We start from the raw sequence: 11,455 nt of genomic DNA, 5'->3' as shown, positions 1-11,455 counted from the left end.
AATTAACGGCATCCGTATTCGCTAAAAAAGTTTAAACCAAGTTATATGTGGGTAAAAATAATACAAACTAATTAATTCTACCCAAAATCCATAAATTTAGCAGTTTATTTACGCCAAATTGGTAACTTAATTGTGATGGATGACTTATTTGCCAATGCGCAATATCAGCTCTTGCGCCAACCTTTAAAATACCACGCTCGTCTAACCCTAGTGCTTTAGCTGCATTTCGAGTAACACCAGCTAATGCTTGCTCAGGTGTTAATCTAAACAATGTGCATGCCATGTTCATCATCAAGTGCACTGAGCACAGCGGTGAAGTACCTGGGTTAAAATCACTCGCAATAGCTATCGGTACTTTATATTGATTAAGTAATTCAATAGGTGGGAATTTAGTTTCTCTTAAAAAATAAAATGCACCTGGCAATAACACCGCGACCGTCCCAGCGTCTGCCATGGCTTTTACACCCTCTTCATCGAGATGCTCAATATGATCCGCCGAAAGGCCATTAAACTGCGCCACCAGCTTAGCACCCTGTTGATTAGATAACTGCTCAGCATGGCATTTTACTGGGAGGTTATGCTTTTTAGCCGCCTGGAAAACACGTTTGGTTTGCGAATGACTAAAGCCTACATTTTCACAAAATACATCGACTGCATCAGCAAGATTATTAGCCACTACCTGATCAAGCATGTCAGTACATACCAAATCAATATATTCATCAGCACGGCCTTTGTATTCAGGCGGTAGAGCATGCGCCCCTAAAAAAGTAGTTTTAATATCAATAGGATGATGCTCACCTAATAAACGAGCTACTTCTAATATTTTTATCTCGTTTTCAGTATCTAGCCCATAGCCCGACTTTATTTCAACGGTGGTTACACCTTCTTTTAATAACGTATTTAAGCGATCTTTTGCATCAACAAACAATTGCTCACGGTCGGCTGCTCTTGTGGCTTTAACCGTACTTGCTATGCCACCGCCTTGTGCTGCGATTTGCTCATAACTTACACCCTGCAAGCGCTGCTCAAACTCTTGCGATCTTGAACCTGCAAACACTAAATGTGTATGACAATCTATTAAGCCCGGCGTTAACCACTGCCCTTTTATACTCAATGTCGGCGTTGCAAACACATCAAAACTGGGCAACGTTGATTGCTCTCCAATCCACGCAATTTCACCATTTTTAATAGCTATAGCAGCATTTTCGATTGCGCCATAAGGGGCATTTATATTGCTATCCATAGTGGCAATATTGGCATCAGTTAAAAGTAAGTCGATTTCTTCTAACTCATAATTTTTTGTTGTGCTTTGCATTTTACAGCCCTTTTTACGCCCAGAGTGATGAAAATATAGTCTAACAACCCACCTTGTATATACAAGGTAATTGTGTCATCTTATTTATATAGTTTATTTTTAATGTAACCATAAATTTAATGACGACACCTAAATTTGCGCAAATAAAACAATTCATTGTTGATAAAATTCGCAGCGGTACGTGGCAAGAAAACCAACGTGTTCCCTCTGAAAACGAACTAAGTAGTCAATTTAGTGTCAGCAGAATGACAGCCCGCCGAGCACTAAGCGAATTAACCGAGGCAGGTATTTTAACCCGCAGCCAAGGGCTTGGTACATTTGTAGCCACATTTAAATCGCAGTCATCGTTACTCGAAATAAAAAACATTGCTGATGAAGTAAAAGAGCGTAACGGCAACTACACCTGTAGTGTACTCATACTTGAATCAATAAATGCAGTCGCACCTATTGCCATTGCGCTTGGTGTTGAGATTGACAGTGTTGTATATCGAAGTGTACTCGTGCATAACGAAAACGACAGCCCCTTGCAGCTAGAAGAGCGTTTTGTAAACCCTGCACTTGCGGCTGGTTACTTACAACAAGACTTTAGCACGCTTACACCTCATGAATATCTATCTAGTGTTGCACCACTTACCCAAGCGAGGCATACCGTAGAGGCTATTATGCCAAACAGCGAAATGTGCCAATGGTTAAACTTATATAATGAAGAGCCATGCTTACAAGTGATCCGACGCACCTGGTCTGTTAAAGGCATTGTGAGCTTTGCGCGCCTTGTATCACCAGGCAGTAAATATCGCTTAGGTGGTCACTTAACATTTAAAAAATAACAAACAATAGCGCTTACTGCGCTTTTTTTATAACAAATCACCTTGTATATACAACAGGAGCAAAACATGAACAACCGACTCGACACAAGTCGCGTAATACGTGCACCTCATGGCGATAAAATAAGTGCTAAAAGCTGGCAAACTGAAGCTGCTAAGCGCATGCTAATGAATAATTTAGACCCTGAAGTTGCAGAACATCCTCATGCACTTGTTGTATATGGTGGTATTGGCCGAGCAGCTCGTGATTGGCCAAGTTATGACAAAATTATAGAGACCCTCGATAGACTCGAAAGCGACGAAACTCTGCTTGTACAATCAGGAAAACCCGTTGGTGTATTTAAAACCCACAGTAATGCCCCTCGTGTACTTATTGCCAACTCAAACCTTGTTCCACACTGGGCAAATTGGGAGCACTTTAACGAGCTCGATAAAAAAGGCTTGATGATGTACGGACAAATGACAGCGGGTTCTTGGATTTATATTGGCTCGCAAGGCATTGTACAAGGCACTTACGAGACCTTTATAGCCATGGCAAAGCAACATTTTTCAGGCAGTGCTAAAGGCAAGTGGGTATTAACGGGTGGCCTTGGAGGTATGGGCGGTGCGCAACCACTTGCCGCTACAATGGCAGGGTTTAGTGCGCTAGTTGTTGAATGTGATGAAAGCCGTATCGATTTTCGTATAAAAACAGGCTACGTTGATGTAAAAGCAACGAACCTTGAACACGCACTGCAATTAATAACCGACGCGTGCATAAAAGGTGAAGCCCTATCAGTTGGCCTACTTGGTAACGCTGCCGATGTATTTAGTACACTGGTTAAAACAGGTATTACACCTGATGTAGTCACAGATCAAACATCAGCTCACGATCCATTAAATGGTTATTTACCACAAAACTGGACAATGGAGCACGCAGCAAAAATGCGTGAGCAAGATCCAAAAGCGGTAGTAAAAGCGGCTAAACAATCAATGGCAGTCCAAGTTAGAGCCATGCTGGCGCTGCAAAAAGCGGGTGCCGCCACCACTGATTACGGAAATAATATTCGTCAAATGGCGTTTGATGAAGGTGTTACCAACGCGTTTGATTTTCCTGGATTTGTACCCGCCTATATTCGCCCTTTATTTTGTGAAGGTATTGGACCATTTAGATGGGTAGCATTATCGGGCGATCCTGAAGATATTTATAAAACCGACGCTAAAGTAAAAGAGCTTATTCCTGATGATGCACATTTGCATAACTGGCTTGATATGGCGCGGGAACGCATTCAATTTCAAGGGCTACCTGCACGTATTTGCTGGGTTGGGCTAAAAGATAGAGCGCGCCTTGCACTGGCCTTTAATGAAATGGTTAAAAATGGCGAACTTAAAGCCCCTATCGTTATTGGTCGTGACCACCTCGACTCTGGCTCAGTTGCCAGCCCTAACCGCGAAACAGAAAGCATGAAAGATGGCTCAGATGCGGTATCGGACTGGCCATTACTCAATGCACTCCTTAACACGGCAAGTGGTGCTACTTGGGTGTCTCTTCATCATGGTGGCGGTGTAGGTATGGGCTTTAGCCAACACTCAGGTGTGGTTATTGTTGCCGATGGTACAAATGAAGCTAAAGAGCGTATTGCTCGCGTACTTTGGAACGACCCTGCAACGGGTGTAATGCGCCATGCTGATGCTGGATACGACATAGCAAAGAACTGCGCCAAAGAACAAAATTTAGACCTACCTATGCTAAACGAGGAATGATCATGTTCGAACTTACTCTCACACCAGGCTCACTTAATTTAAACACACTGAGAAAAATTAATAATTCACCGGTAAAGTTAAACCTTGCAAAGCATGCTGAATCGCAAATAGCAGCAAGCGCGCAAACCGTTCAAAACGTTATTAATGAGCACCGCACTGTATACGGGATTAACACCGGGTTTGGGTTATTAGCTAATACCAAAATAGCCGACGACGAACTTGAATTATTACAGCGCTCCATTGTGCTTTCACACGCTGCGGGCATTGGCGAATACATGGATGACAGCACAGTAAGGTTAATGATCACCTTAAAAGTAAACTCGCTTTCGCGCGGCTACTCGGGTATTCGCCTGCAAGTAATCCAATTTTTTATGCAGCTGCTTAGTAGCGAAGTATATCCGTGCGTGCCTAAAAAGGGCTCTGTGGGGGCATCGGGGGATTTAGCCCCTCTTGCGCATATGTGCCTACCTTTATTAGCTGAAGGTCAAATGCGACATAAAGGAAAAATAATTAGTGCAGCACAAGGGTTAAAAATAGCGGGGCTTGAACCTCTTACCCTTGCAGCTAAAGAAGGCTTAGCATTATTAAATGGCACACAAGCGTCGACTGCGTTTGCACTACAAGGCCTATTTAGAAGCGAGAACTTATATGCACAAAGCTGCGTTATCGGCTCGATAAGCATAGAAGCTGCAATGGGTAGTCGCGCGCCATTTGATGCACGTATTCATGATATTCGTGGTCAGCGCGGACAAATAGACACCGCTCAAGTATTTAGAGAGCTACTCGATACGCACTCTCAAATTAGTGATTCCCACGTAAATTGTGAAAAAGTACAAGATCCATACTGCCTTCGCTGCCAACCTCAAGTGCTAGGTGCTTGCCTAACTCAGATACGCCAAGCCGCAGAAGTATTGTTATGCGAGTCAAACGGTGTAACCGATAATCCGCTAGTTTTTGCCGATGTAGGCGACATAATATCGGGAGGTAACTTTCATGCAGAGCCAGTTGCAATGGCCGCCGATAACTTAGCTATCGCAATTGCCGAAATTGGTGCTTTAGCAGAAAGGCGAATTGCATTACTTATCGATTCAAACCTATCCAAATTACCGCCATTTTTAGTTGAAAACGGCGGGGTAAATTCAGGTTTTATGATTGCTCAAGTTACCGCTGCAGCGCTTGCGTCAGAAAATAAATCATTAGCGCATCCGGCTTCGGTCGATAGCTTGCCTACATCAGCAAATCAAGAAGATCATGTCTCTATGGCAACCTTTGCAGCAAGGCGCTTAGATGAAATGGCTAATAATACCCAAGGTGTTTTGGCAATAGAATGGTTAGCATCGGTTCAAGGGCTAGAATTTAGAAAGCCGCTTGAACCATCAAATAAAGTGCAAAGCGCTAAAGCATTATTACGCGAGCATGTGAGTTATTATGATAAAGACCGCTACTTTGCTCCCGATATCGAAGCTGCTAATACATTACTAAGTGAAGGTAAGCTATGCGACTTCATAGAGAGTAGTCCCCTGCCTTCAGCATATTAAATACCATATTGGTAAGTAAAGCCTAGCGCTTCAATAGCTGAGCCAATAACTTTGCGCTCAGCTTTATCATCACTGGTAAAGCGTGGTAACTCGCCACCATGTTCTGCACACTTCACTGCGTAGTATTCAGCTTTTGTTGGGTGCGCAGGATTAACAACATTATAAATATTTTGCCCTACTTGCCAGTGCTCTATCACCGCAAAAATAGCATTAATTACATCTTGTTGATGCACCATATTTACTACTTGCTCACTTGATGTATTGAGCTCTTTGCCTGCCACAAAACGACCCGGTTCTCTATTAGGCCCTAGTAATCCAGCTAAACGCAGCACTTTCCCGTCTTGCTCAAGTACTTGCTCTTCTGCCTCATAGAGCTTTATTTGGCGCTCGTTTGTGCATGAAATATCGCAACTTTCGCTATATACACCAGGCTCTTGCTCGTATACCCCGGTTGACGAGCATAATAAAAAGCCCTTTGCGTTTAACTCCTTTGAGAGCTTAAGCGCTGCGGTGAGTGTTTCAGGATAGTTACTTTCACTGTCCCTGCTACGTGGTGGAATAGCACATACCCAATAAGCATTTTGTAAATCAACTTGATGTCTTAATTGCCCATCTTCAAGTGTAAACTGACGCTCAAAATCAAACTCGTGTATATCTGTTCTATGCGTTCCTTGTACTTGCCAATCAGCTTTTTGCGCACTTACGCATAAAGCCTGTCCTAACCAACCTGCACCTAATACTACTAATTTATTACTTTTATTTGTCATTTTTGTATAAGCCTTTATTTTAAACGCATAATTAGTTCTTTCTATCTAACTTTATAGAGATTTTAAGTAAGATATGATTAGATATAATTTCATAAATAATAAAAATATGCGCACTCATGCTAAATAATTTATCACTACGGAAGAAAATATTATTATTGATTGGTGGAACAATTACCGTTTTACTAATTATCGCCTCAACATTCTTTGTTAAACACATTGCCAACCTCTCTAGAGAAAACATAGAAAACGAAGCGCAAAGTTATCTACAGACCGAGCAACTTTCAATGCAAAGTTACTTTGCAATGTACGGTAAAATGGTATCAACCTTTGTTAATAACCCACATTTAATCAATTTTTTTGAAAATTGGGATACTCGCGATCAAGCACTCGAAAGCGCGCCAGGTTACAACGAAGTAAACCAAGACTTTGTGCGTTTAAGCTCAAACGACGAAAACATTTTATCGGCCTTTTTTGCCTCAGCAACCACCGGTGAATACTTTAAAGAAAATGAACGTACAAGTCACTACAACGGCCAGCCTTATTACGCCTACAAGCGTGGTTGGTGGCAAGAAGCCATGCAAGTTAACAAACTTTATGTAGGTCCAATCTCTGTTGATTTAACCACAGGCGTAGCATCTGCAGTAGTACAACAACCTGTTTATAACGCACAGCGTAAACTCATTGGTATGGGCGGTGTTGATTTACAACTAAACAAAATTAACGACATGGTCGAAAATATTCGCTTTAACGGCCAAGGTTATGGATTTTTACTCGATGGAAATCAAAAAGTAGTTCACTTTTCAAAAGCCACTGGACACAAACTTTCAATTACAGATGAAGGTGCAAACGGTAAAGAAGGACTCGATGCGCTTGAGCAACAATTTACAGATACAGCAGGCTTTAAAGAATTAAATACACAAATGCGAAATAACCTTAAAGGCAGCCAAATGGTTACTTTTAAAGGTGAGCAGTTTTATGTGGTTTACCATCGCTTACAGCTAGAGCAGCCTCATATAGATTGGTATGTAGGTCTACTTATTCCTACTAGCATGATTGAAGAGCCCGTAAATGCCGCAGTAACCGCAACAACAACTGCAGTAGTTATTATCTTAATTATTATATTAGCCATGATTTTATGGGCTACCCATATGATTTCAAAACCCATCACAACACTTACGCACATTATGCGTGATATAGCATCGGGCGAAGGCGACCTTACTCAAAAAATTGATATTAATAGCCAAGATGAAGTGGGACAGCTGGCCAATCATATGAACACTTTTATTGATAAATTACGCGCCATGATGCTAGAAACCGCAGCGCAAGCAGAACAGCTAAGTAATGCAGCAGCTCAGCTAAGACATGTTTCTGAGCAAACTAATTCTGAAATTCAGCAAGAGAAGCAGCAAGTTGATAGCGTCAGCGCCGCGGTAACTGAAATGGCGACTACTGTGCTTGAAATATCACGTAATGCACAACATACAAATAACGCAGCTGAAGAAGTTCAGGCAATTACAGCGGAAGGTGCAAGCCGTTCTACACAGGCGCAAAAAGTAATGACTGAACTTGCGCTACATATTGGTGAAGCATCTAAAGTGGTAGCAGGCCTTGAGCAAGAAAGTAATAATATTGGCGCATTAGTCGATGTAATTAATTCAATTGCCGATCAAACCAACTTACTTGCACTTAATGCGGCTATAGAGGCAGCTCGTGCCGGTGAACACGGTCGAGGCTTTGCCGTTGTTGCTGATGAAGTACGCTCACTAGCAAGTCGCACACAAGAATCAACAGACGATATTCGTAATATGATTTCGCGCTTGCAGCAAATAGCTCAACAGGCCTCAGTGATGATGCAACAAGGACAAGATCAAACCGAGGGCTCAGTACTGCAAACTAAAGAAGTACTTAGCTCACTTCACAATATTGCGCAGTCGGTCACTAAAGTACAAGACCAAAGTCATCAAATAGCCACGTCAACTGAGGAGCAAACAGTCGTTGCTGAAGATATTAATACGAGCCTTTCGGCAATTAATAACTTAGTGAACAGTACCGCTGACCATGCGCACACCCTCGCTGACGAAGCTCGTGACTTAAGTGATTTAGCTGCAGCACTTAACAAAACGGTTAACCAATTTAAATTATAAAACACTCATTTAATAGCTGTGTTTAAGCGTCAAACTTAAGCGCAGCTATAACCCTTGTTTTTAATTTATTTAGCACCATATCTTTACAGTTCGCTACTATTTTTACTGTAATTGAGTAATACAAAGTTATTTTTACGAACCAGATCAAATTTTTCGATTTTATACACAGATCTTTTTATTGAGATAGTTTGTTGTTTGGCAGAGTCTGGTATAGTAGCGCACGTAATAAACAGTGCTTTTTGAGCGGTTTAATACAATATTGCTAATTAATATGTTCTAAGTGTTATTTAAAAGCACATATTAATTACCAATTGTTAAAAATGGGTTAGCCGATACTCGGCTGACAAAGAATACATTGTAACGGTTTTATCATGATATCTAATTTATTTACCAAGCTTTTTGGTAGTCGCAATGACCGCACTATTAAAAACTTAAGAAAGACGGTCGCGCTAATCAATGCGCTAGAAACGCAACTTGAAGCGCTTTCTGATGAAGATTTAAGAGCTAAAACAGCTGAGTTTAGAGAACGTTACGATAACGGACAAGGCCTTGACGATATCCTACCTGAAGCTTTTGCTGTGGTACGTGAAGCGTCAAAGCGTGTAAATGGCATGCGTCATTTCGACGTGCAGTTATTAGGTGGTATGGTTTTACATCAAGGTCGCATTGCAGAAATGCGTACCGGTGAAGGTAAAACACTAACAGCGACCCTACCAGCTTATTTAAACGGCTTAACAGGCAAAGGTGTTCACGTAATTACTGTGAATGACTACCTTGCTAAACGTGATGCTGAAACCAACCGTGCGTTATTTGAATTTTTAGGCCTTACTGTAGGCTGTAACGTACCGGGTATGATGCCACAGCAGAAGAAGCTAGCTTATACTGCTGACATTACGTACGGTACAAATAACGAATTTGGTTTTGACTACCTTCGCGATAATATGGCTTTTAGCATTGATGAACGTGTTCAGCGTCCATTATTTTATGCCGTAGTCGATGAAGTGGATTCAATCTTAATTGATGAAGCGCGTACTCCGCTTATTATTTCAGGCCCAGCTGAGGACAGCTCTGAGCTATACACTGAAATAAATACCATCGTTCCTTTACTTGAACTTCAAGAAAAAGAAGACGAAGAAGGTGTTGAAGGCGACGGCGATTACACTATTGATGAAAAGTCTAAGCAAGTTCATTTAACAGAACGTGGTCAAATTAAAGTAGAAGAGCTACTTACTGAACGCGGCTTAATTGAAGAAGGCGATTCGCTTTACTCAGCAGCAAGCATTACGCTACTAAGTCACGTTTATGCCGCCCTTCGTGCCCACAAGCTATACCAAAAAGATGTTGATTACGTAGTAAAAGAAAACGAAGTAATCATTATCGATGAGCATACTGGTCGTTCAATGGAAGGTCGTCGTTGGTCAGAAGGTTTACACCAAGCTGTTGAAGCTAAAGAAGGTGTAAATATTCAGAACGAAAACCAAACACTTGCATCTATTACGTTCCAAAACTACTTCCGTTTATACGAAACATTAGCAGGTATGACAGGTACTGCCGATACTGAAGCTTTTGAGTTTCAATCTATCTACGGCCTAGACACTGTTGTTATGCCAACTAATAAGCCAATGGTTCGTGATGATCGCGCCGACTTAGTTTACCTAACACAAGAAGAAAAATACGAAGCAATTTTAATTGACATTAAAGACTGTCAAGACCGCGGACAACCGGTACTTGTAGGTACTATTTCAATTGAAAGCTCTGAGTATTTATCGCAGTTTTTACGCAAAGAAAAAATTAAGCACAACGTACTTAATGCCAAATTTCATGCGCAAGAAGCAGATATCGTTTCAGATGCTGGCCTACCAGGTACAGTAACAATTGCAACCAACATGGCCGGTCGTGGTACCGATATCGTGTTAGGTGGTAACTGGAACAGTGAAGTTGAAAAACTTGAGAGCCCAACTGCTGAGCAAATTGCTGAAATTAAAGCAGCTTGGAAAATTCGCCATGATGCGGTAATTGATGCTGGCGGTTTACATATCATTGGTACTGAACGTCACGAATCTCGTCGTATAGATAACCAATTACGTGGTCGTTCTGGTCGTCAAGGTGACGCCGGTTCTAGTCGCTTCTACCTATCGATGGACGATGCACTAATGCGTATCTTCGCTGGTGAACGCATGACTAACATGATGCGTAAACTAGGTATGCAACGCGGTGAAGCAATTGAACATCCATGGGTAAACCGTGCGATTGAAAATGCACAGCGTAAAGTAGAAGCACGTAACTTTGATGTTCGTAAGCAATTGCTTGAGTACGATGATGTAGCAAACGATCAACGTCGCGTTGTTTACTCTCAACGTAATGAGCTACTTGAAGAAGGCGATATTTCAGAGACTATCACAGCAATTCGTGGTGATGTTCTTGCTAGTGTAATTGATCAATACATTGCACCACAAAGCCTTGCTGAAATGTGGGATATTCCTGGCCTTGAAGAGCGTTTAAAACAAGACTTCTTACTTGAGTTGCCAATCACTCAGTGGTTAGCAGATGACAATAAACTATACGAAGAAAAACTTCGTGAGCGTATTGAGCAGGCGGTTGAGCAGTCGTACAAGCAAAAAGAAGAGCAAGTTGGCGACTCTGTTTTACGTCAATTCGAAAAAGCGATTATGCTACAAAGTCTTGATCAGCATTGGAAAGATCACCTTGCTGCTATGGATCACTTACGTCAAGGTATTCATTTACGTGGTTACGCGCAAAAGAATCCTAAGCAAGAGTATAAGCGTGAGTCGTTTGAGCTGTTTTCTGAAATGCTTGAAAACTTGAAAGTAGATGTTGTAAGCATCCTAAGTAAAGTACAAGTACGCGCAGAAGAAGATGTTGAAAAAGTAGAAGAGCAACACCGTAAAAGTGAAAATGCTCCTCGCGAATACCAACATGAAGAAGCTGAGCAAGTAGGTGGCGAAGCGCCAGCACCAGAAACAGCTACTGTAATGGCTCGTACAGAACCAAAAGTAGGTCGTAATGACCCTTGTCCTTGTAAATCAGGTCAAAAATTCAAACAATGTTGCGGTAAATTAAAATAGCCCAGTATTGTTATTAGCTTATTAAAAAGCGGCGCTAG

The 11,455-nt window shown here is 41.6% G+C and carries 7 protein-coding genes; 5 read left to right on the top strand and 2 right to left on the bottom strand.

Annotated elements, in window-relative coordinates; genetic code table 11:
- Window positions 1-67: 67 nt before the first annotated feature.
- Window positions 68-1,315: an imidazolonepropionase gene (gene hutI, locus I6E82_RS00235; RefSeq protein WP_197111952.1), complete on the bottom strand. Its 1,248-nt coding sequence runs from the start codon at window positions 1,313-1,315 to the stop codon at window positions 68-70.
- Between the two features lie 119 nt (window positions 1,316-1,434).
- Here hutI and hutC point away from each other — a divergent pair, with 119 nt between their 5' ends.
- The 3 genes from hutC to hutH all read left to right on the top strand — a co-directional run bounded on the left by hutC (window position 1,435) and on the right by hutH (window position 5,420).
- Entirely contained in the window at window positions 1,435-2,142 is a 708-nt protein-coding gene (gene hutC, locus I6E82_RS00230; protein ID WP_197116291.1) for a histidine utilization repressor, read from the top strand.
- Between the two features lie 66 nt (window positions 2,143-2,208).
- Window positions 2,209-3,882, top strand: coding sequence for a urocanate hydratase (gene hutU / locus I6E82_RS00225; protein WP_007582046.1), 1,674 nt, complete (start codon window positions 2,209-2,211; stop codon window positions 3,880-3,882).
- 2 nt (window positions 3,883-3,884) lie between these two features.
- Entirely contained in the window at window positions 3,885-5,420 is a 1,536-nt protein-coding gene (gene hutH, locus I6E82_RS00220; RefSeq protein ID WP_197116290.1) for a histidine ammonia-lyase, read from the top strand.
- Here hutH and I6E82_RS00215 read toward each other — a convergent pair.
- Window positions 5,417-6,187 (bottom strand): NADP-binding protein, encoded by a 771-nt coding sequence (locus I6E82_RS00215; protein ID WP_197116289.1) that lies wholly within the window; start codon window positions 6,185-6,187, stop codon window positions 5,417-5,419. The genes hutH and I6E82_RS00215 overlap by 4 nt on opposite strands.
- Window positions 6,188-6,303: 116 nt before the next feature.
- Here I6E82_RS00215 and I6E82_RS00210 point away from each other — a divergent pair, with 116 nt between their 5' ends.
- Both I6E82_RS00210 and secA read left to right on the top strand, forming a co-directional pair.
- Entirely contained in the window at window positions 6,304-8,331 is a 2,028-nt protein-coding gene (locus I6E82_RS00210) for a methyl-accepting chemotaxis protein (RefSeq protein ID WP_121954125.1), read from the top strand.
- Window positions 8,332-8,702: 371 nt separating this feature from the next.
- Window positions 8,703-11,417 carry a preprotein translocase subunit SecA gene (gene secA, locus I6E82_RS00205; protein WP_197116288.1) on the top strand — a complete coding sequence of 905 codons (2,715 nt, stop codon included), beginning with the start codon at window positions 8,703-8,705 and terminating at the stop codon, window positions 11,415-11,417.
- Window positions 11,418-11,455: the final 38 nt, after the last annotated feature.

The organism is Pseudoalteromonas sp. NZS11, from assembly GCF_015864765.1.
GTDB classification, from domain to species: domain Bacteria; phylum Pseudomonadota; class Gammaproteobacteria; order Enterobacterales; family Alteromonadaceae; genus Pseudoalteromonas; species Pseudoalteromonas arctica.
This window is presented reverse-complemented; position numbering and strand designations above follow the sequence as displayed.

Excerpts from the sequence above, each read along its gene's own strand:
- hutI (WP_197111952.1), bottom strand. The coding sequence starts at position 1,315 with ATGCAAAGCACAACAAAAAATTATGAGTTAGAAGAAATCGACTTACTT.
- hutC (WP_197116291.1), top strand. The coding sequence starts at position 1,435 with ATGACGACACCTAAATTTGCGCAAATAAAACAATTCATTGTTGATAAA.
- hutU (WP_007582046.1), top strand. The coding sequence starts at position 2,209 with ATGAACAACCGACTCGACACAAGTCGCGTAATACGTGCACCTCATGGC.
- hutH (WP_197116290.1), top strand. The coding sequence starts at position 3,885 with ATGTTCGAACTTACTCTCACACCAGGCTCACTTAATTTAAACACACTG.
- I6E82_RS00215 (WP_197116289.1), bottom strand. The coding sequence starts at position 6,187 with ATGACAAATAAAAGTAATAAATTAGTAGTATTAGGTGCAGGTTGGTTA.
- I6E82_RS00210 (WP_121954125.1), top strand. The coding sequence starts at position 6,304 with ATGCTAAATAATTTATCACTACGGAAGAAAATATTATTATTGATTGGT.
- secA (WP_197116288.1), top strand. The coding sequence starts at position 8,703 with ATGATATCTAATTTATTTACCAAGCTTTTTGGTAGTCGCAATGACCGC.